At 72.1% G+C, this 20770-nt stretch carries 18 protein-coding genes; 6 read left to right on the forward strand and 12 right to left on the reverse strand.

The genetic code is table 11. The features are described from left to right. Positions 1-134: 134 nt before the first annotated feature. Positions 135-491, reverse strand: a complete 357-nt coding sequence (locus ABT078_RS39360; RefSeq protein ID WP_329826308.1) for a HesB/IscA family protein — start codon at positions 489-491, stop codon at positions 135-137. Between the two features lie 310 nt (positions 492-801). Here ABT078_RS39360 and nadA point away from each other — a divergent pair, with 310 nt between their 5' ends. Then, a complete protein-coding gene (gene nadA / locus ABT078_RS39365; RefSeq protein WP_351236716.1) occupies positions 802-1989 on the forward strand; it encodes a quinolinate synthase NadA in 1188 nt (395 codons plus the stop codon). Between the two features lie 229 nt (positions 1990-2218). On the opposite strand, the gene ABT078_RS39370 is transcribed toward nadA, so the two are convergent. The 5 genes from ABT078_RS39370 to ABT078_RS39390 all read right to left on the reverse strand — a co-directional run bounded on the left by ABT078_RS39370 (position 2219) and on the right by ABT078_RS39390 (position 8942). Continuing rightward, positions 2219-5380 (reverse strand): efflux RND transporter permease subunit, encoded by a 3162-nt coding sequence (locus tag ABT078_RS39370; RefSeq protein WP_351236718.1) that lies wholly within the window; start codon positions 5378-5380, stop codon positions 2219-2221. A gap of 149 nt (positions 5381-5529) precedes the next feature. Then, on the reverse strand, positions 5530-6216 hold the full coding sequence (locus ABT078_RS39375) for a response regulator (protein WP_351236720.1): 687 nt from the start codon (positions 6214-6216) through the stop codon (positions 5530-5532). Next, positions 6213-7505 carry a sensor histidine kinase gene (locus ABT078_RS39380; protein WP_351236723.1) on the reverse strand — a complete coding sequence of 431 codons (1293 nt, stop codon included), beginning with the start codon at positions 7503-7505 and terminating at the stop codon, positions 6213-6215. Before ABT078_RS39380 ends, ABT078_RS39375 begins: the two co-directional genes overlap by 4 nt. Before the next feature lie 318 nt (positions 7506-7823). Further along, positions 7824-8102, reverse strand: coding sequence for a PspA-associated protein PspAA (gene pspAA / locus ABT078_RS39385; protein WP_351236725.1), 279 nt, complete (start codon positions 8100-8102; stop codon positions 7824-7826). 12 nt (positions 8103-8114) lie between these two features. Beyond that, positions 8115-8942 carry a PspA/IM30 family protein gene (locus ABT078_RS39390; RefSeq protein WP_351236727.1) on the reverse strand — a complete coding sequence of 276 codons (828 nt, stop codon included), beginning with the start codon at positions 8940-8942 and terminating at the stop codon, positions 8115-8117. Between the two features lie 368 nt (positions 8943-9310). Here ABT078_RS39390 and ABT078_RS39395 point away from each other — a divergent pair, with 368 nt between their 5' ends. Together ABT078_RS39395 and ABT078_RS39400 are read left to right on the forward strand one after the other, a co-directional pair. Beyond that, positions 9311-9907 (forward strand): DUF3043 domain-containing protein, encoded by a 597-nt coding sequence (locus ABT078_RS39395; RefSeq protein ID WP_351236729.1) that lies wholly within the window; start codon positions 9311-9313, stop codon positions 9905-9907. A gap of 86 nt (positions 9908-9993) precedes the next feature. Then, positions 9994-10701 carry a methyltransferase domain-containing protein gene (locus ABT078_RS39400; RefSeq protein WP_351236732.1) on the forward strand — a complete coding sequence of 236 codons (708 nt, stop codon included), beginning with the start codon at positions 9994-9996 and terminating at the stop codon, positions 10699-10701. Positions 10702-10959: 258 nt separating this feature from the next. Here the strand turns inward: ABT078_RS39400 and ABT078_RS39405 are convergent, their stop codons facing one another. Beyond that, positions 10960-11169 (reverse strand): hypothetical protein, encoded by a 210-nt coding sequence (locus ABT078_RS39405; protein WP_351236734.1) that lies wholly within the window; start codon positions 11167-11169, stop codon positions 10960-10962. A gap of 98 nt (positions 11170-11267) precedes the next feature. On the opposite strand from ABT078_RS39405, the gene ABT078_RS39410 reads away from it, so the two are divergent. After that, positions 11268-12470, forward strand: a complete 1203-nt coding sequence (locus ABT078_RS39410) for a bifunctional adenosylcobinamide kinase/adenosylcobinamide-phosphate guanylyltransferase (protein WP_351236736.1) — start codon at positions 11268-11270, stop codon at positions 12468-12470. A 73-nt stretch (positions 12471-12543) separates the two neighbouring features. After that, on the forward strand, positions 12544-13686 hold the full coding sequence (gene cobT / locus ABT078_RS39415) for a nicotinate-nucleotide--dimethylbenzimidazole phosphoribosyltransferase (protein WP_351236738.1): 1143 nt from the start codon (positions 12544-12546) through the stop codon (positions 13684-13686). Between the two features lie 774 nt (positions 13687-14460). On the opposite strand, the gene ABT078_RS39425 is transcribed toward cobT, so the two are convergent. Further along, complete coding sequence (locus tag ABT078_RS39425; protein ID WP_351236740.1) at positions 14461-15306, reverse strand: hypothetical protein; 846 nt, start codon at positions 15304-15306, stop codon at positions 14461-14463. Positions 15307-15383: 77 nt separating this feature from the next. Between ABT078_RS39425 and ABT078_RS39430 the strand changes: the two genes are divergently transcribed. Continuing rightward, entirely contained in the window at positions 15384-16169 is a 786-nt protein-coding gene (locus ABT078_RS39430; protein ID WP_351236760.1) for an adenosylcobinamide-GDP ribazoletransferase, read from the forward strand. A gap of 43 nt (positions 16170-16212) precedes the next feature. Here ABT078_RS39430 and ABT078_RS39435 read toward each other — a convergent pair whose 3' ends face one another. The 4 genes from ABT078_RS39435 to pelF are packed head-to-tail and all read right to left on the reverse strand — an operon-like array spanning position 16213 to position 20583. Next, on the reverse strand, positions 16213-16986 hold the full coding sequence (locus ABT078_RS39435; RefSeq protein ID WP_502981531.1) for an endo alpha-1,4 polygalactosaminidase: 774 nt from the start codon (positions 16984-16986) through the stop codon (positions 16213-16215). A gap of 23 nt (positions 16987-17009) precedes the next feature. Next, positions 17010-17621: a spherulation-specific family 4 protein gene (locus ABT078_RS39440; RefSeq protein WP_351236745.1), complete on the reverse strand. Its 612-nt coding sequence runs from the start codon at positions 17619-17621 to the stop codon at positions 17010-17012. Positions 17622-17632: 11 nt separating this feature from the next. Then, complete coding sequence (locus ABT078_RS39445; protein WP_351236747.1) at positions 17633-19057, reverse strand: hypothetical protein; 1425 nt, start codon at positions 19055-19057, stop codon at positions 17633-17635. After that, positions 19054-20583 (reverse strand): GT4 family glycosyltransferase PelF, encoded by a 1530-nt coding sequence (gene pelF / locus ABT078_RS39450; RefSeq protein ID WP_351236749.1) that lies wholly within the window; start codon positions 20581-20583, stop codon positions 19054-19056. Before pelF ends, ABT078_RS39445 begins: the two co-directional genes overlap by 4 nt. Positions 20584-20770: the final 187 nt, after the last annotated feature.

Below are 20770 nucleotides of genomic sequence, written 5' to 3' on the forward strand. Positions count from 1 at the left end.
CGTGGGGGGGCCGGGGCTGGTGTTCCTTGGGTTGGGGGTCGTCCGGGGGCCGGGTGGGGGGGGGGGGCCCCCCCCCCGGGGGGGGGGGCCCCCCCCGGGGGGGGGCCCCCGCCGCCCTCGGACGTCGGAGCGACTTAGCTGAAGGAGTCGCCGCAGGCGCAGGAGCCCGTCGCGTTCGGGTTGTCGATCGTGAAGCCCTGCTTCTCGATCGTGTCCACGAAGTCGATCGAGGCGCCGCCCAGGTACGGAGCGCTCATGCGGTCCGTGACGACCTTCACGCCGTCGAAGTCCTTGACGACATCGCCGTCGAGCGAGCGCTCGTCGAAGAAGAGCTGGTACCGCAGGCCGGAGCAGCCACCGGGCTGAACCGCGACACGCAGCGCCAGGTCGTCCCGGCCTTCCTGGTCCAGCAGGGCCTTGACCTTGCCCGCGGCGGCATCGGACAGGAGGATGCCGTCGCTCACGGTGGTGGTCTCGTCCGATACGGACATCTGCTTCTCTCCCGGGTTGTACGGAGACTGCTTGCCGACGGTTGCAACCGGCGGGGCCCCGGATTCATTCCGGGCGAGCCCTAGTCTTTCCCCTTCATGCTCGCACACGCACTCCCATCAGGGCACCGACCTGTGGACAACTGGTGTACGTGATGGCGCCCGGGAATTGCGTCACATCGACGCTATGGCCGTCGTCAAAGTGACGTGAAGCGGTTATGATAGATAGTGTCAAATAGACGAGAAGCCCCGGTGCGAGCACCGGCTCCACTGAAGCGGCTGCCGCCGCGCTCATCGCTTGAGAAGAGAAAGGGTGCGTGACGTGACCACCGCCCAACCCCTGGATGTCCAGCCGACGCCCCTTGCCCTGCTGCTCCTCGGCCGTGAGGCCGACCCCAAGAGCGAGCGCGGCGTCGAATGCCCCGGTGATCTCCCCTCCCCGTCCGACCCGGACCTGGTGGAGCGCGCCCGCGCGGCCAAGGAGAAGCTCGGGGACAAGGTCTTCGTGCTCGGTCACCACTACCAGCGCGACGAGGTCATCCAGTTCGCGGACGTCACCGGCGACTCCTTCAAGCTCGCCAAGGACGCGGCGGCCCGCCCGGAGGCCGAGTACATCGTCTTCTGCGGCGTGCACTTCATGGCCGAGTCGGCGGACATCCTGACCACCGACGACCAGAAGGTCGTCCTGCCCGACCTCGCCGCCGGCTGCTCGATGGCCGACATGGCGACGGCGGAACAGGTCGCCGAGTGCTGGGACGTGCTCACCGAAGCCGGGATCGCCGATGTGACGGTCCCGGTCTCGTACATGAACTCCTCCGCCGACATCAAGGCCTTCACCGGCAAGCACGGCGGCACGATCTGTACGTCGTCGAACGCGAAGCGCGCGCTGGACTGGGCCTTCGAGCAGGGCGAGAAGGTCCTCTTCCTGCCGGACCAGCACCTCGGGCGCAACACCGCGGTCCGTGACATGGGGATGTCCCTGGACGACTGCGTCGTCTACAACCCGCACAAGCCGAACGGCGGTCTCACCGCCGAGGAGCTGCGCGGCGCGAAGATGATCCTGTGGCGGGGCCACTGCTCGGTGCACGGCCGCTTCTCGCTGGACTCCGTGAACGACGTGCGCGAGCGCATCCCGGGCGTGAACGTGCTCGTCCACCCCGAGTGCAAGCACGAGGTCGTCGCGGCTGCTGACTACGTCGGCTCGACGGAGTACATCATCAAGGCGCTCGAGGCGGCGCCGGCCGGGTCCAAGTGGGCGATCGGCACCGAGCTGAACCTCGTGCGGCGGCTGGCGAATCGTTTCGCGGACGAGGGCAAGGAGATCGCCTTCCTCGACAAGACGGTCTGCTTCTGCTCCACGATGAACCGGATCGACCTACCGCATCTGGTATGGGCCCTGGAATCCCTGGCGGAGGGGAAGCTGGTCAACCAGATCCAGGTCGACCGCGAGACGGAGAGCTTCGCGAAGCTCGCCCTCGAGCGGATGCTGGCGCTTCCGTAACGGGGCGGCGCCCCCGTTGACCCCTGTCGCCCCCGGCGTGCGGCTCTGCTCGCGCGCCGGGGGCGACGTGCGTTCGGCGGTGCGCGGAGGGCGGGGTGGGTGCGGTGCGTCCGGTGCCGTGTCGGTGACCGGTCGCCGACACGGCACCGGGCGGGCGCGGAAGCCACGCCGCCCCCGGTACGGGGAGGACCCGGTACCGGGGGCGGCGCGAGCGAGCGTGCCTGAGACGTTACGCGTTGACCGGCTGCGGGTCCGGGTCGTCCGACGGCGCGGGGGCGGTCGGGGCGGAACCGTCCGACCCCGACCTCTTCGCCCGCTTCGCCGCGCGCTTGACGCGGCGCCGCTCCTTGCGGAGTTCGACCATCGCGTACAGCGTCGGCACCAGCAGCAGCGTCAGCAGCGTCGACGTCACCAGGCCGCCGATCACGACCACCGCGAGCGGCTGGGCGATGAAGCCGCCCTCGCCCGTGACACCCAGCGCCATCGGCAGCAGCGCGAAGATCGTCGCGAGGGCCGTCATCAGGATCGGGCGGAGACGGTGGCGGCCGCCCTCGATGACCGCCTCGACCACGCCCAGGCCCTGGGCCCGGTACTGGTTGATGAGGTCGATCAGCACGATCGCGTTGGTGACCACGATGCCGATCAGCATCAGCATGCCGATCATCGCCGGAACACCCAGCGGCGTGCCGGTCAGCACCAGCAGACCGATCGCGCCCGTCGCCGCGAAGGGGATGGAGACCAGCAGGATCAGCGGCTGCACCAGCGAGCGGAACGTCGCCACGAGCAGCATGAAGACGATCGCGATCGCCGCCAGCATGGCCAGGGCCAGCGAGGCGAAGGCCTCCTCCTGGTCCTGTCCCACGCCGCCGATCGACGCGGTCGCACCCTCGGGCAGGTCCAGCGCGTTGATCTTCGACTGGAGCTCCGTGCTCACCGCGCCGGTGTTGTCACTGGTCGGCTTCGCCGAGATCGTCGCGGCGCGCGCGCCGTCGATCCGGGTCATCGAGACCGGGCCGGGGACCAGCTTCACGTCGGCGATGTCGCCGAGCTTCACCGGGCCGAGGGGCAGCTTCTTCAGCTCGGCCATCGTCGTCGCCGGCTTGGCCGACGTGATGACGACATCGCGCTCGGAGTCGTCGAGGATCGCCTTGGCCGCCGGCGTGCCGCGCACCGCCTGGGCCACGGCGGCGCCCAGGGACGCGTCGTTGAAGCCGGCCGCTGCCGCCTTCTCGTTGGCCTTGACCGAGATCCGCGGGACGGACTGGGACAGGTCGCTCTGGACGTCTGTGACGTCGTCGAGCTTCGCGACCTCGTCCCTCACCTGCTCGGACGCCTTGCTCAGGGTGTCCGCGTCGGCCGCCTTCACCACGACGCTGAGGTCCTGGCTGCCGAAGCCGTCGCCCGCCGCGATCGTCGTGTCGCCGATGCCGTCGAGCCTGCCCAGCTCCTCGTCGATGCGGTCGCGGGTCTTCTCGTAGGACGCGGAGTCCTTGAGGGTCAACTGGTACGACGCCTGGTTGGCACCGGTGCCGCCGCCGAAGGCCGCCATGAAGCCGGAGGAACCGACGGTGACCTGGTAGTCCTTGATCTCGTCGATCCCGGCGAGGACCTGCTCGACCTTCTTCGCCGCGGTGTCGGCCGCCTCCAGGCTGGTGCCGGCCTTCAGCTCCTGCTTGATCGACATGACCTCCTGCTCGCCCTGGTCGAAGAAGTTCGTCTTCAGGAGCGGGGCCATGCCGAAGGTGCCGACGAGAACCACGATCGCGAGCGCGATGCTGGTGAGACGGCGACGGGTCGCGAATCGCAGCACCGGGACGTACATCCGCTGCAGCGGGCTGCGTGCCTCCTTCTCCTCCGCCTTGCGACGGGCCTCGTCCGGGTCGATGCCCCGTACGGCCTTGGGGGCGCGCAGGAACCAGTACGACAGGACGGGGACAACCGTCAGCGAGACCAGCAGGGACGCGAGCAGCGCAGCGGTGACCGTCAGCGAGAACGAGCCGAACAGCTCGCCGACCATGCCGCCGACCAGGCCGATCGGCAGGAAGACGGCGACCGTGGTCAGGGTCGACGAGGTGACGGCGCCCGCCACCTCACGTACGGCGGTGAGGATCGCGGTCTCGCGCTCCTCGCCGTAGCCGAGGTGACGCTTGATGTTCTCCAGGACCACGATCGAGTCGTCGACGACCCGGCCGATGGCGATGGTCAGCGCGCCCAGCGTCAGCATGTTGAGCGACAGGTCGCGGGTCCACAGCACGATCAGCGCGAGGACGACGGACAGCGGGATGGAGACCGCGGTGACCAGCGTCGAGCGGATCGAGGCCAGGAAGACCAGGATGATGACGACGGCGAAGAGCAGACCGAGCGCGCCCTCCGTCGTCAGACCGGAGATCGACTTGGAGACGGCCGGGCCCTGGTCGGAGACCACGGACAGCTCGGCGCCGGAGCCGAGGTCCTGGCGGAGCCCGGGCAGCTTGTCCTTGACCGCGTCGGAGATGGCGACGGCGCTGCCGTCCTTGTCCATCGTGGCCATGACGGCGAGGCTGGGCTCGCCGTTCGTACGGGTGATGGAGACGCGCTGCGACTCCTCCTGCTTCACCGTGGCGACGTCGCCGAGCCGGACCGGCTCGGCCTTGCCCTTCGCACCGGCGGTGGGGGCGATGCGCAGGTCCTCGATCTGCTTCAGCGAGGTGAAGCCGCCGCCGACCTGGACCGTACGGCTGTTGCCCGCCTCGGAGAAGGAGCCGGCCGGGATCGTCGCGCCGCCCGCCTTGAGCGCTTCGGCGAGGGCCATCGTGTTCAGCCCGGCCTTGGCGAGCTTCTTGTCGTCCGGGGTGACGGAGACCTGGAGGTCCTGGACGCCGTCGATGGTGACCTGACCGACGCCGTCGACGTCCTCCAGGGCCGGGACGACGGTCCGCTCCAGCTGCTCGGCGAGCGCCTGCTGGTCCTTGTCGGAGCTGACGGCGAGGACGACGGTCGGAATGTCGTCCGTGGAGCCGGCGACCACCTGCGGGTCGACGTCGTCGGGGAGCTGGACACGGGCGCGGTTGACGGCCTGCTGGACATCCGCGACGAGCTGCTTGGTGCCCTCGTCCCCGTAGTCGAACGTGGCCATGAGCACGGCGTTGCCCTCGCTCGCCGTGGAGGTGATGCCCTTGATGCCGTCGACGGCCTTGATGGTGTTCTCGAGCGGTTCGACGACCTGCTTCTCGACCACATCCGGGGAGGCGCCCTGGTACGGGGCCAGCACCGACACCATCGGCAGTTCGATGGAGGGCAGCAACTGCTGCTTGAGCTGCGGGATGGCGATCGCTCCGAAGAGGATCGCGATGATCGACATCAGCCCGATCAGGGCCCTTTGCGCGAGGCTGAATCTGGACAGCCAGGACATGGGGTCTCTCTTCTGTGGCTTACGCAGGAGCGGGCGGGGTCAGGTGCCCGCTTATACGATCGGCCACTCGCGAGAGCGGATCCGTAAGCCGCAGGTCCGAATCTTTATCCCCGGCATACCGCGCCTGGAGTACTCCCCAGAGTGGCGGCCTACTCCACCCTCGGACGCACCAGGCCCGATTCGTACGCAATGACCACCAATTGGGCCCGGTCCCGGGCGCCGAGTTTCGCCATCGCCCGATTGACATGCGTCTTGACAGTGAGCGGGCTCACCTCCAGCCGCTCGGCGATCTCGTCGTTGGAGTGGCCGCCCGCGACGAGGACGAGCACCTCCCGCTCGCGGCCGGTCAGGGCGTCGAGCCGGCCCGAGTACGCTTCCGGGTCCCGGCCGCTGTCCGAACTGCCGCCCTGCGCGAGGAACTTCGCGATGAGCCCCTTGGTCGCGGCGGGCGACAGCAACGCCTCACCGGCCGCGGCGATACGAATGGCATTGAGCAGTTCGTCCGGTTCCGCGCCCTTGCCGAGAAAGCCGGAGGCCCCGGCGCGCAGGGACTGCACGACGTACTCGTCCACCTCGAAGGTCGTCAGCATCACCACCCGCACCGCGGCGAGCGCCGGGTCGGCGCTGATCATGCGAGTGGCGGCGAGTCCGTCCGTACCGGGCATACGGATGTCCATCAGGACGATGTCGGCCCGCTCCGAGCGGGCCAGGACGACGGCCTCGGCGCCGTCCGCGGCCTCCCCCACGACCTCCATGTCGGGCTCGGAGTCCACGAGCACCTTGAACGCGCTGCGCAGCAGCGCCTGGTCGTCGGCGAGCAGCACCCTGATGGTCATGCGTCGTCCCCCTCCGCGTGGGCCTTGATCGGCAGTATCGCCTGCACGCGGAAGCCGCCGCCGTAGCGGGGGGCCGCGGTGAGCGTGCCGCCGAGGGCGGTGACGCGTTCGCGCATGCCGATGAGGCCGTGGCCACCACCGCCGCCGCCGTCGCCCCGGCCGGTGTCATCGGCGTCGCCCGCAGCGGAGCCGGCGCTCGGGGGGACCTCGGGCGTTCCGTCGTCGAGGACCGTGACCTCGACGGTCCGCCCCACCCGTACGACGCTCACCTCGGCCTTGGCTCCGGCTCCCGCGTGCTTCTGCACATTGGTCAGCGCCTCCTGGATGATCCGGTACGCCGCCAGGTCGACGGCCGCGGGAAGGTCCGTGCCGTGGTCCGTCCGGGCCAGCTCGACCGGCAGTCCGGCGTGGCGGAAGGTGTCCAGCAGCCCGTCGACCACGGCGAGGCCGGGCGCGGGCTCGGTCGGGGCCTCCGGGTCGCCGGACTGGCGGAGGAGGCCGACGGTGGCGCGCAGCTCGTTCAGTGCCGAGCGGCTCGCCTCCCGTACGTGCGAGAGGGCCTCCTTGGCCTGGTCGGGGCGCTTGTCCATGACATGCGCGGCGACTCCGGCCTGCACATTGACCAGGGCGATGTGGTGGGCGACCACGTCGTGCAGATCGCGGGCGATCCGCAGCCGCTCCTCGGCGACGCGGCGGCGCGCCTCCTCGTCCCGGGTGCGCTCGGCCCGCTCGGCGCGCTCCCGAATGGCGTCGATGAAGGCCCGGCGGCTGCGTACCGCGTCGCCCGCGGCGGCGGCCATTCCGGTCCAGGCGAACACCCCGACGTTCTCCTGGCTGTACCAGGGGGCCGAGCCGAACAGCATCGCCGAGCCCGTCAGCACCGTCATCGTCAGCAGACCGACCCGCCAGGTGGTGGGCCGGTCCGTGCGGGACGCGACCGTGTAGACGGCGATCACCGAGGACATCACGACAGGCGCGGGCGGGTCGCCCGTGACGAACTCGACGACGCACAAGGCCCCGGTCAGGCCCAGCACGGGCAGCGGCCGACGCCGCCGGAACACCAGGGCGCCCGCGGCGAGCAGCATGAGCAGCACGCTGCCGGCCTCGGGGGTGCGGGTGCCGAAGGTCCGCCGGCCGTGCGGAGCGTTGGGATCGATGAACGACGCGATGACCATGCAGACGAGCACGGCGAACGCCAGGGCGGCGTCGAGCGCGAGCGGATGCGCGCGCAGCCAGTCGCGGATCCGCGCGAGCCGGGTGCTGCCGGTCACGGTCACAGGTGCGGTCACGACATGCAACGGTACGGGGTCCGGCTCACCCGGGGCTCCGCCGCGTGAGGCCGAGCCCTCAGACCTCCGTGGCGTGCCCGGCACCGTGCGGTCGGCCGGGTGCCGTCCTCGAACGCCGCCGGACCGAGTTCCCGCGGGCTCCCCGACACGGAGCCCGCGGCACAGGTCCCGGCCCTTCAGCCCGTCCGGCGCCCGAGGACGGACAGTCCGGCCGACCGCACGGAGCCGGCGCACACGACGCGGAGAGCACGGCAACGGCCCGCGAGCGGACTGCGTCCGGTCGCGGGCCGTTGCACGGGGCTGGAGCGGGGTCGGGCGTCAGCCCGGGATCAGGCCGTCGTCGCTGAGCATGTCGCGGACCTCTTCGAGCGTCGCGTCCGGTGACGGCAGGATCAGCTCGGACGGCTCCAGGGAGTCGTCCGGCAGCGCGGCACCGCACCGGCAGACGGCCTGGAGCAGGGCGCCGAGGGTACGGCGGAAGCCGACCTCGTCACCCGACTCCATCTCGGCGAGCAGCTCGTCGTCGAGCTTGTTGAGGTCGACGAAGTGGCAGTCGTCGACCCTCCACTGGCCCTCCCCCATGATCCGTACGATCACGACGCGCCGTCCCTACTGCTTGTCGAACTTGCTCGAGGTCCGGTCCTGCGCCTGGTCCTGCGCCGACCCGCTGCCGCCCTCGATGGCCTGCTGCTGAGCGCTGCTGCCTCCCCCGGAGCCAATGGCCTGGGAGGTACCCCCGGCCAGCTCGGCCTTCATGCGCTGCAGCTCCAGCTCGACGTCCGTGCCACCGGAGATCCGGTCCAGCTCGGCCGCGATGTCGTCCTTCGCCATGCCGGTCGGGTCGTCCAGGGCCCCGGAGGCCAGGAGCTCGTCGATCGCGCCGGCGCGGGCCTGCAGCTGGGCGGTCTTGTCCTCGGCGCGCTGGATCGCCAGGCCGACGTCGCCCATCTCCTCGGAGATGCCGGAGAAGGCCTCGCCGATCCGGGTCTGCGCCTGCGCCGCCGTGTAGGTGGCCTTGATGGTCTCCTTCTTCGTGCGGAAGGCGTCGACCTTGGCCTGCAGTCGCTGGGCAGCGAGGGTCAGCTTCTCCTCCTCGCCCTGCAGCGTCTGGTGCTGCGTCTCCAGGTCCGTGACCTGCTGCTGGAGGGCGGCACGGCGCGACAGCGCCTCGCGCGCCAAGTCCTCGCGACCGAGCGCCAGCGCCTTGCGGCCCTGGTCCTCCAGCTTCGCGGACTGGCCCTGGAGCTGGTTCAGCTGCAGCTCGAGGCGCTTGCGGGAGGTCGCCACGTCGGCGACGCCACGGCGCACCTTCTGCAGGAGCTCCAGCTGCTTCTGGTACGAGTAATCGAGGGTCTCGCGCGGATCCTCGGCCCGGTCAAGGGCCTTGTTTGCCTTCGCGCGGAAGATCATCCCCATACGCTTCATGACACCGCTCATGGGCTTCGCGCGCCCCCTTCTGACGGACGTGGCTCCAGCTACTCCAGAACCCACAGTACGGGCCCTGCATCCATTACCGCACTGTTCGAGCGCGGATGCGCTCCTCCCCAAGAACGAGCTGCTGACGGCTTCGATCCGGCGCAGGGAGTAGGTGATCGTCAGGGACACCGGGGACGGCTTCCCTTCCGTTCCTCTTCTCCCGTCCGTCGGCCGCCCGTCCGCTTCCCTTCCGCTTCCTGCCTGCGTCCGTTCCGCGGGGGTTCGGTCCCTGTTCCGGCCTGCTTCTGACTCGTACAGACGCTCGCCGTTGCCGGATCGTTCCCCCAGGGGCTGGGGACCATGCGCGGCACCCCGTACCCTTGGGTTTTGTGTTCCGTAGCCGTTCCAAGGAAGAGAAGGCCCCCACCGACAAGGTGACGGCGGACCTCTCCAAGCAGCCCCGCGACCCCGAGGCCCCCAAGGGCCGCCCGACCCCGAAGCGGAGTGAGGCCCAGACCCAGCGTCGCCGAGCGCAGTCGGCTCCGACCGACCGCAAGGACGCCGCGCGCCGCCAGCGCGAGGCCCGCCGTGCCGACCTGGCCAAGCAGCGCGAGGCGCTGGCCGGTGGCGACGAGCGCTATCTGCCTGCCCGTGACAAGGGCCCCGTGCGCCGTTTCGTGCGCGACTTCGTCGACTCGCGCTTCTGCATCGCGGAGTTCTTCCTGCCGCTCGCCGTGGTGATCCTGGTGCTCTCCATGATCCGCGTGCCGCAGCTCCAGAACATCGCGCTGCTGCTGTGGCTCGGCGTCATCGTGTTGATCGTGATCGACTCGATCGGCATCTGGCTGCGTCTGAAGAAGCAGCTGAACGAGCGCTTCCCGAACGAGCCGAAGCGCGGTGCGGTGGCGTACGGCCTGATGCGCACGCTCCAGATGCGCCGCCTGCGGCTGCCGAAGCCCCAGGTCAAGCGCGGAGAGCGGCCCTGAGCACCGACGTCTCCGGTTTCGGGGGCGGTGCGGAGGCCTGGCTGAAGGGCCTGGGCGGGCTGCGCAACACCGTTCGACAGGAGCTCGTGGCCCGACAGCTCGACGAGCAGATAGCCGGGCGCTTCCCGGTGGGCCGGCGGCTGCGGATCCTCGACGTGGGGATGGGCCAGGGCACCCAGGCGCTGCGGCTGGCGCGTGCCGGGCACACCGTGACGGGCCTGGAGTCCGACCCCGGGATGCTGAAGGTCGCCCGCGAGGCGCTGGCGACCGAACCGGCCGGCATCCGCGAGCGGTTCCGGACGATCGAGGGCGACGGCCGGGACACCGGGGTGCACTTCCTGCCCGGATCGTTCGACGTGGTGCTGTGCCACGGCGTGCTGATGTACGTGGAGGACCGTGACGCGATGCTCGCGGGCCTGGCGAGGATGCTGGCCTCCGGGGGTCTGCTGTCCCTGCTCGTACGGAACGGGGACGCGCTGGCCGTGCGGCCGGGGCTGGCCGGTGACTGGTCCGCGGCGCTGACGGCCTTCGACACCGACACGTACACCAACCGGCTCGGCCTGCCCGTCCGCGCCGACCGGCTGGCGTCCCTCAGGGCGACCCTCGCCGGGATCGCGGCGCCGCTGCACGCGTGGTACGGGGTGCGGGTCTTCACGGACGGCGTCCCCGACGAGGCGGACCTGCCCGCCGCGGACGAGCTGGAGCGCCTGCTGGCGGCGGAGGACCGGGCCGGACGGACGGAACCGTACCGCTCAGTGGCCGCGCTGCTGCATCTGTGCGGCGTGCGGGGCTGATCGCGTTCATGCGGCCGACGCACCGCACAGCGCGAAACCGACATACCGCGTGAAACCGATGCACCATGTGCAATCCATCCTCGGACTCACTCCGCGCGAGGCCGACCCTGCATGCCGGACGGCCCTGATCGGCGGCCGAGCACAAGCCCCGGCGGAGGAGGACGGATCCGCGTGACGGACCCGTCCCGGACGGCCCCGCGTCCTCGCACTGCTCACTGCTCGTACCGCTTGTACTGCTCGTACTGCTCCGGGGTCTGCTCAGGCCTCTTCGGCGTGCAGGCTCATGGGGCCGTAGATCTGGCTGCCGTCCTCGAAGAGGAACACCTGGTCCGCACCGCCCTCGAGCAGTTCCTTCCAGACCTCACCGATCCAGGACTCGGCGTCCCCCTGCGTGCTGAACTCCTCCGGCTCCACGGCCGGCTGGACCTCCGTCCCGTCGGACTTCTCGAACCGCCACGTCCACGCCATGTGCGCCTCCCGGATGTCGGGTCCCGACAGCTGATCAGTTGCTGCCCGCAGCGTAGCCGGGCGCGCAGCCGCAGCGGCGACGCGGGATGATCGTTCCTGTGGAAGTGACTCTGCTCGGCACGGGTGCCCCCACCGGGCTCCCCCGCCCCGACTGCCCCTGCGCCGTCTGCGCCGCCGCCCGCGGCTCCGCGGCGCGCGCCGCAACCGCCCTGCTGGTCGACGGGGCGCTGCTGCTCGACCTGACCCCCGGGGCCGCACTGGCGGCCGCCCGCGCCGGGCATTCGCTCGTCGGCGTACGGCAGGTGCTGCTGACGCATCCGCACAATGGGCCGGCGATGGAGCTGCCCGCGGGGCTGCCGACGGCGGGGAGGGTGCCGGACGGGCAGGAGTTGACGCTGATCAGCGGTCACCGGGTGCGCGCGGTGGCGATGGACACGCCGGGTACGGGATACGAGGTGGCCTCGCCGGACGGCGAGCGGCTGCTCTATCTGCCGCCGGGCGGGGCGGTCGCGGGGACAAGGGAGCACGAGAGCCTGCCGTACGACCTGGTCGTCGCCGATGTCGTCGGGCGGCCCGACGGGCTGGCACTGCTGCGGGCGACGGGGGCGGTCGGGCCGACGACGGATGTCGTCGCGGTCCACATCGACCACGAGGTGCCGCCGGGCGCGGAGCTGGAGCGGCGGCTCGCGGCGGCGGGGGCGCGGGCTGTGCCGGACGGCACGACGCTGTACACGGGCGAGTACCACGCGGTACCGGACGTACCGCGGCGCACGCTGGTCACGGGCGGGGCGCGGTCGGGCAAGTCGCTGGAGGCGGAGAGGCGCCTGGAGTCCTTCCCGGACGTCGTCTACGTGGCGACGAGCGGCACCCGTGCCGACGACCCGGAGTGGGCGTCCCGGGTGGCGGCCCACCGTGACCGCCGGCCCGGCTCCTGGCGGACGATCGAGACCTGCGACCTCGTACCGCTCCTCGCGGAGGACGGGCCGCCGCTGCTGATCGACTGCCTGGCGCTCTGGCTGACGGACGCGATGGACCGGGTGGGGGCGTGGGACGACGAAGTGTGGGAGACGACGGGGCGCGAGGCCCTGCACCGCCGCACCGCGGAACTCGTCGCGACCCTCCGCACGACGCGTCGCACGGTCGTCGCCGTGACGAACGAGGTCGGCTCCGGGGTCGTACCGGCGACCGCGTCCGGGCGCCGCTTCCGTGACGAACTGGGCCGGCTGAATGCGGCGTTCGCCACGGAGTGCGAGCATCTGCTTCTGGTGGTCTCGGGCCAGGCGCTGCCGCTGCGCGGCTGACGGCCCGTCGGCACCCTCGCCGCAGCGCGGCCCGGGCCCGACAGCGGCCGGAGCTGCCGGTACTGTTCGGCGAATGAGCTCGCTGAATCTCGACGACTTCTCCGATCTGATCGAGCGCCCCGACAGCGGCGTGCGGCGCGATGCCGAGGAACGCCGGGAGCGGCTGGTCGTGCCGCCCGGATCGCTGGGGCGGCTGGACGAGCTCGGGGAGTGGCTGTCGGCCGCGCAGGGGGCCGTGCCGGTGCGGCCGGTCGAGCGGCCCCGGGTGGTGCTGTTCGCCGCCGACCACGGTGTCGCGGAGCTCGGGGTCTCGGGCCGGCCGGCCGGCAGTGCGCACGAGCTGGTGCGGGCCGTGCTGGAGGGCGCGAGCCCCGTCGCGGTGCTGGCCCGCCGGATGGACGTGCCCGTGCGGATCGTCGACGCGGGACTCGACTGCGACCCGGAGCTCCTGCCGGGGGAGGTCGTACGCCACCGCGTGCGGCGCGGCAGCGGGCGGATCGACATCGAGGACGCCCTCACCGCCGAGGAGGCCGAGCAGGCCGTGCGCCTGGGCATGGCGATCGCCGACGAGGAGGCCGACTCCGGCACCGATCTCGTGGTCCTGGGCGATCTCAGCGTCGGCGGCACCACGCCCGCCTCGGCGCTCGTCGCCGCGCTGTGCGGCACGGACGCCTCGGTGGTGACCGGCCGCGGCGGCGCCGGGATCGACGATCTGGCGTGGATGCGCAAGTGCGCGGCGATCCGGGACTCGCTGCGGCGCGCCCGGCCCGTGCTGGGCGACCAGCTCCAGTTGCTCGCCGCGGTGGGCGGTGCGGATCTCGCCGCGACCACGGGCTTTCTGCTGCAGGCCGCGGTGCGCCGGATGCCGGTGATCCTGGACGGAGTGGTGTCGGCGGCGTGTGCGCTCGTCGCGCAGCGCGTGGCGTTCCGCGCCCCGGACTGGTGGCTGGCGGGCCAGGTCAGCGGTGAGCCCGCGCAGGCCAAGGCGCTGGACCGGATGGCGCTGAACCCGCTGCTCGACCACGGCGTCACGGTCGGCGAAGGAACCGGGGCGTTGCTGGCGCTTCCTCTCGTTCAGGCTTCCGCGGCGTTCGCCGCGGAGCTGCCCGAGCGTCCCGAGCACACGGAGGGCTCGGAGGACACGGAGGACACAAAGGGCTCGGAGGATTCGGAGGACTCGGGGACCACGGAGGATTCGGCGCGCCTGGCGGACTGACCACCGGGCGGGAACGGCGGCCCCGCGAGATCGGGATCACTCGGGTGACGCTCAACTCCGCGCCGTACGGATCGGTCTTGGAACGTGCCAGGTACCGACCGTCCGGGAGCCGCCCTTCATGCTCGACACCCTGAGCACCGGCCGTGCGCGCGCGTTCGCGCGCCGCGAGTGGGGGCTGCTGTGCACGACCGTCCGCACGGCGCTCGTCACGAAGAAGTGGCGGGCCGTGCCGCTCACGCTCGCCGCGGTCTGTCTCACCGGTCTCTTCCAGTTGGTGCAGAACCAGACCTGGGGCTATCAGCCGGTGCAGGACATCGGCTCGGTCCGGGCCGCGGACCCGCTCTGGCTCGCGCTCGTGCGTACGCCGCTCTCGCTCTTCGTACCGGCCCTCGATCTGCCGGTGTGGGGCGCGCTGGCCCAGATCCTGGTGGTTTTCGGGATCTCCGAGATCTGTCTCGGGCGGATGCGGACGCTCGTGATCGCGTACGCGGCGACCCTGGCCGGGACCATGTACGCCCGCCTCGGCATCGCGCTCGGCCCGGAGAATCCGCTGGGACTTCCGGCCTCGGACGCGCAGGTCGTGGACACCGGTCCGTCGGCGGCGGTCGTCGGCCTCGCGGTCTGTGTCTGCTACCGCCACCGTGCGTGGCTGACCGCGGGCCTGGTCATCGTCGCCATGGTCGTCGAGATACTGATCAAGAACAATCTGGCGGGCAAGGAGCATTTGGCGGCGATCGCCGCGGTGCTGATGGTGTGCGGGGGGACGGCGTGGCGTCAGCGCGGACCGGGGCCAGGGCCAGGACCGGGACCGCCGGGACCGGAACCGGGACCAGGACCAGAACTCGGACCGGAACCGGTTCCGGGCGCCCGGGCGGCGGGCGGCCGGTCCGGAGCGCCCCCGATCAGGTCCTGAAACTTTCTGCGCGGCCCGCTCCAGCGTTTGTCGTGGCGGACGGCGCGCAGGATCGCCCGTGCCCGGGAGCGCGGGCGGCGCCGGTAGATGCGCTTGGCCCACGGAGAGGCGGGCCTGGCCAGCCGGATCGCGCCGACGATCGCGATGAACGGCACGAGCGTGCCGATGACCGCCATCCGCAGCTTGCCCTTGAAGAGTGTGATCAGGACGAAGCAGAAGTTGACGACGAGGGTGAGCAGCAAGACCCGGCGGTCGTCCCGCTCGTCCTCGGTCAGGTCGTTGACGCCGAGCGGCGCGAACCCGCCGAGGATGAGCAGCAGCAGGGCAGCGGTCAGCACCACGGCCTCGACGCTCTGACGGCCCGCCTCGGTCCAGTAGACGTCGTCGAGGTGGAGGATCAGCGCGAACTCGTCGAGGACGAGCCCGGCGCCGATGCCGAAGATCACCGCGAAGACGACGGCACCCGCCCCGGTGTGCTCGGTCGATGCGACCGCACCGAAGCCGCCGACCACGGTGAGGACGACGCCTGGCACCACATGATGGATGTGCAGTCCGCCGGACTTGACGTTGCCGAACGGCCCCTTCCCGGCCCGGATCAGCCGAGTGATCGTCCGGGTGATCAGGAAGGTCAGCACGAACGAGGCGAGCGCCAGGAGCAGCGGGAGCTTCCCGGGCTCCACGATGTTGCGGTAGAACCAGTCACTCATACCGTCTACTCCCAGTTTGTCCGTCATGCGCAATTTACCGTCGGGGCGCACCGACTACGCTGCGCGCGGTGAGCTCGATGAAGACAGCCGGCCCGGTGACCGGCATACGGTTCGCCTTCGGCACCCTGACCGTCCTGCCCGTACGGGTCAGCCGCTGGGACCGGGACGCGGCGCGCGCGGGCATGCTGTGGGCCCCGCTCGCCGGCCTGGTCGTCGGCCTCTGCGCCGCGGCACTCGGCGGGCTCCTGCTCACCCTGGGCTCGGGGCCCCTCCTCGCGGCGGTCGCCTCCACCGCCGTACCGGCCGTCCTCACGCGCGGCCTGCACCTCGACGGGCTCGCCGACACCGCGGACGGGCTGGGCAGCGGGAAACCCGCGGAGGACGCGCTGCGCATCATGAAGCAGTCGGACATCGGGCCGTTCGGTGTGATCACCCTCGTCCTCGTACTGCCGGCCCAGATCGCGGCCCTCTTCGAGCTGTACGGGGAGGAGGGCTGGGCCCGGGGCGCGGTCGCCGCGGCCCTGGCGGGCGTCGTGGCGCGCCTCGCCCTCACGCTCGCCTCCCGTACGGGCATCCCGGCGGCCCGGCCGGAGGGCCTGGGCGCGGCAGTGGCCGAGAGCGTGCCGCTCCGCTCGGTGGCGGCGATCACACTGGCGGTGCTGGCGGCATGCGCGGGCGCGGGGGCGCTGTTCGACGGCTGGACTGCGGTGCGCCACGCCCTCGCGGCCGTGGTCGCGCTCGCCGCCGCGCAGTTGCTTCTGCGGCACTGCGTACGCCGCTTCGGCGGGGTGACGGGCGATGTGTTCGGGGCGGTGGCGGAGACGGCGGGGACGGCGGCGCTGGTCGCCCTGACGCTGGGCTAGGACCGACAGGACAGGCAGGAACGGCACGACCGGCAGGAGGGCCCTAGCAGGCCCGGCGCCAGACCCCGAGCTCGTACTTCTTCAGGATCGAGCTGAGCCGCAACCGCCGGGACTCCGGGCAGAAGCGGTCCACCGGCAGCGCGTACTCGGCGTGGAACACGGCCTTGCCCGCCTCGATGAACGGCGTCAGCGCGTCGCACTCGCCGTACTGGGCGCACTGCTCGTTGACCGCGAAGTCGAAGTCGCCGACCAGCTGCGGAATCTGGGGGAGGTCGTTCTTCAGCCCGACGGCCATGCCCCGGTCATGGGCCAGTCGGGCGATCAGGCGGTTGTAGCGGAGCTGATGGCCGGCGGAGAGGGGGAAGCCGGTGTCGTTGAGGTAGCCGTCCATGTTGTCCGGCTCGACCGCGTCGAAGCCCTTCTCCCTGCACATGTCGAGGCGCGCGGCCATCAGTGGCTCCAGGACGTCCGTGCGGCGGATGTCGAGCCAGCGTTCGCCCTTCCAGCCGTTGCCCTTGCCGAGCAGGGCCTCGGGGAAGTCGACCGCGTCGGGGCGGAAGTCCTCCCAGGCGCCGGTCGAGAGGTAGCAGATGACCTTGCGGCCGCGCCGGTGGAGGTCCGTGACCGCGGACGCCGGGTGGTCGAAGCCGTCGATGTCGTACACGGGCACGTCGACCGTCGGGTCCAGCCGACCACTGAGCTGCCACTGCCACTCCACGCCCGGCTTCGGCTGCCAGCGGGGCGCCGACGGAGCCGGACCGTCCGTGTCGTCCGTCCCGTCCGGGGCGGCCGTGCAGCCGGCGAGCAGCGCCAGCATCGTCACCAGCGGCAGGAGTCGCCTCACGCGCCCGGGTCCAGGGCGTACGGCAGCGTGCCCCACGGGTGTGCGCCCGTGCCCGGCACGATGCAGTGGACCGGGGCCGCGGAGGTGGCGTGGGCCGGGGCCGAGTGGATCAGATGGCAGTGGTGCGGGGACAGCGGGAGGTCGAGGGAGCGGTAGGTGTGCCACGTGCCCTCGAACGTGACGAGGAGATCGGCCAGTTCCCCGTATGCCGCGTCCGGGTGAACGCCCGGGTTGAGGACCAGCGTCCGCGCGCCTGCCGCCCGGGCGGCCACCGCGAGGCGCCGGTAGTGGGCGAGCCCTTCCGGGCCGGAGACCGCCTGGTCCAGGAACGCCCCGTCGGCGCCGTACCAGTCGCGGTGGCGCAGCAGATCGCGGACGACGTCGGCGTGCGGGCGGCGGCCGTACGCGGTGTCGGTGTAGCCGAGTACGCGCACCCCGGCGGCCCGCAGCTCGGCCGCCACCGCAGCGAACGCCGGGTCGGCGGAGTCCCCTGGGCCGCTGGCCGGGTTGAGCACGACCCCGTAGAGACGGGGCGCGGCGGCGATGACGGTCCGCCAGGCGTCGGGGCGGTCGGCGGGATGCTCGTACAGCGGTACCAGCAGGCTCATGGAAGGGCTCCTCAGCGATGGGCGGTGACTCGGCCCAGCAGCACACAGACCAGCCCGGCGAGCAGGGCGGCCGCGGTCCCGGGCACGACGAGCAGGGACGCTGCCGGAACGAGGACGGCGACGAGGGCTGCCGCGCAGCACACGCCGGCCGCGCTCAGCACCGCGCCGAACGCCTGGAGCAGCAGCCCGGTCCACAGCACGACCCCGAGCAGCAGCACCCCCGCGAACGCGGCTCCGCCGGGCCCGCGGCCGCCGCCCGGCCAGAGCAGCATCGCCACCGCGGCGAACGTCAGCAGGGTGCCCAGATAGCCCGCGAGGCACCGCGCCAGCGTCGCCGCGACGGACACCCGGAAGCCGCGCGGTGTGGTGCTGCCGCGCAGCCCGGCGAGGCTGTCGGCCCTGAAGCGGTGCAGCAGCCATTCGGCGGGGCCCATGCTGAGCGTCAGCGCCACGGCGAACGGCGCGGTGTCCAGGGCGACACGGAGCACCAGCACGCCGGTCCCGAGCCCGAAGAGTCCGTACGGCAGCGTCCCGCCGAGCCAGGGAGCACGGTGGGCGGCCGGGCCGGCTCCACGGGCCGGGGCCGGCTCCGCGGGCCGGGGCCGCCGACCGCCCGCGGGTGCGAGCGCCCGCGCCGCCAGGCACACCGCCGCCGTCGCGGAGGCCACCAGCAGGGCGATCCGCACCCAGGACGGCAGGGGCTGCAGTGCCGCGTACGAAGCCCCCGCCGCGAGAGGCAGCAGGGCGAGCAGCAGCGCGCGGTCGTGGGCCAGGACCAGGAGAACGGTCGCCGCCGCGAGGTAGAGGGACTGACCCGCCGTGAAGAGCAGGACCGGGCCGTCGGCGGGCCCGGCGGAGGCGAGCGCGGCGGCCGTGCCGAGCAGCGCACCCGCGGGTGCACCCAGCCGCAGGGAACGCGCGGCCGCTGCGCGGTCGCCGAGGCCGAGCCAGGAATACGCGCGGTGGGCGAGGGCCTGGTTCCAGGTCCAGCCGGCGAGCGCGGCGGCGAGCAGCGGTTCGTACGCGATCCGGCCGCCCGCGAGGAGCGGCGCTGCCAGGACGTAGCCCAGTCCCGGCAGCGCGAAGATCACGCCACGCAGGAGGCAGGCGAGGAGCGTCCCGGCCGCCGGGTCGTCGGGCGGGGCGGCCGGCTCCGGGAAGCGGCGCCCGACGCGTGCGTAGAGCTCCTCGGCCAGCGCGAAGGAGTCCTCGCGGCCGTAGCGGAGACGTATCTGCTCGTCCGTCAGCCCGTCGGACTCCAGCAGCGCGGCAATCTCGTCCGGGTGGACGGCCGCCGCGACGAAGTCCTCCAGCCGCTCGGTGAGTTCGTCGAGCGGATCGGCCGCGGCACGGTCGGGCCGGTGCGGCCGCGGCACGTACGGCAGCGTGTCCTGAGTGGCCGTCCCCGGCTCCTTCAGCCACATCGAGCCGCTCACCAGACACTCCCGTCCGCCGCGAGCTCGCGGTACCAGGGGTCCTTCAGCTCCACCCTCCAGTCGTCGACGGTCTCGACGCGCGGCGGCTCGTACACGACGCCCGGCGCCCCCGCCAGCTCCAGATAGATCTGGCGGAAGGCGTCGACCGAACGCCGGAGCGTGAAGCGGTCGATGACCCGCTGCCGGGCGCGCCGGCCCAGCTCGGCGCGGCGCTCCGCGTCCCTCAGGAGTTCCACGGCCGCCGCCGCGAGCGCATCGGGTTCGCGCGGCGGGACCACGAGGCCCGTGTCGCCGACGGCCTCGCGCACTCCCCCGACATCGGTGGACACGGTCGTCCGGCCGCAGGACATGGCCTCGATGATCGAGAAGGGGAAGCCCTCGCTGATGCTGGAGAGCATCACCACGTGCCCCGCGGCGTACGCGCGTGCGACATCGCTGACACGCCCCTCCCAGCTGATGCCGTCCGTGACGCCGAGTTCGGCGGCCAGCTTCTCCAGCCGGGTCTGGTACCACTCCCCTCCCTCGGGGGGCGCGCCGAACAACCGCAGCCTCAGCTCCGGCAGTTCGGCCCTGGCCGAGGCGTAGGCCCGGATCAGCGTCTCCAGGTCCTTGATCGGGTCGATCCGGCCCGCCCAGCTGAGCGTGGGCACGGACGGCTCGGCTCCGGCATGCGGGAAGGCGTGCGGGTCGACGCCGTTGTAGACGGTGCGGATACGGTCGGACTCGGCGCCTCCGCGCTCCTCCCAGCGGCGGTTGTACTGGTTGCACGGGGTGATCAGGTCGGCCCGCCGGTACCCCAGCGAGTTGAGCGCCCGGTAGAAGCCGAGCATGAGCGCCTTGACCGGCCAGCGCTGGGCCTCGCTGCGGTAGCCGAGGTAGCGCTCGCGCAGATAGATGCCGTGCTCGGTGAGGAGGAAGGGCACACCGTCCAGACGTTTCGCGGCGAGCGCGGGAAGCGTGGCGAGTCCGCTGCTGACGGCGTGGGCGACGCTGTCCTCGGGTATGCGGGTCGCGAGCGGGCGCAGCGCGTGCTCGAGCAGGTCGGTGGCGGTCAGGGCGTCGTGGACCGTGGGGCGGGCCGTGGCGGTCGGCAGATGCGGCATGGTCCATATCCACATCAGGGTGCGGACGGCGGCCTCGGTGCGCAGGGCGGCCGAAAGCCGGCCGGCCCGGGCCTCCACGGCGAGCGCGTCGAGCTCGGCACCGAAGTCGCAGTGTGCGTCCGGGTCGAGCAGGGCCAGCAGGAACCGCTCGTACGTGTCGAGGAAGCGCCGGCGCGCCGCCCTGCCGAGGAGCGCGCGGGTACGGCCGGGGCGCGGCCCCCACAGGGGTACGACGGTGTGTCTGCGGACGTTGGGCGGCAGGACCCAGGTGACGGGCTCACGGCCGCTGCCGGTGAGGGCGGTGAGGGTGAAGTCGAACTCGGGCATTCCGCGGACGAGTTGGTCGCACCAGGTGCTGACGCCCCCGTGGGCGTGCGGATAGGTGCCTTCGGTGAGCATGGTGACGTGACGCCCCTGGCTCATCGTGCTGGGTCCCCCCTGGACATGCGGTGTGCGTGGTGCGGTCGTGTGCTGTGTCGTGCCTGACTGCGTCATGCCTGCGCTGGTCCGTGCGTGCGCTGGTCCGTGCGTGCGCTGGTCCGTGCGTGCGCTGGTCCGTGCGTGCGCTGGTCCGTGCGTGCGCTGGTCCGTGCGTGCGCTGGTCCGTGCG

The sequence above is a fragment of the Streptomyces sp. NPDC002133 genome, assembly GCF_040296405.1.
Taxonomy (GTDB): Bacteria; Actinomycetota; Actinomycetes; order Streptomycetales; family Streptomycetaceae; genus Streptomyces.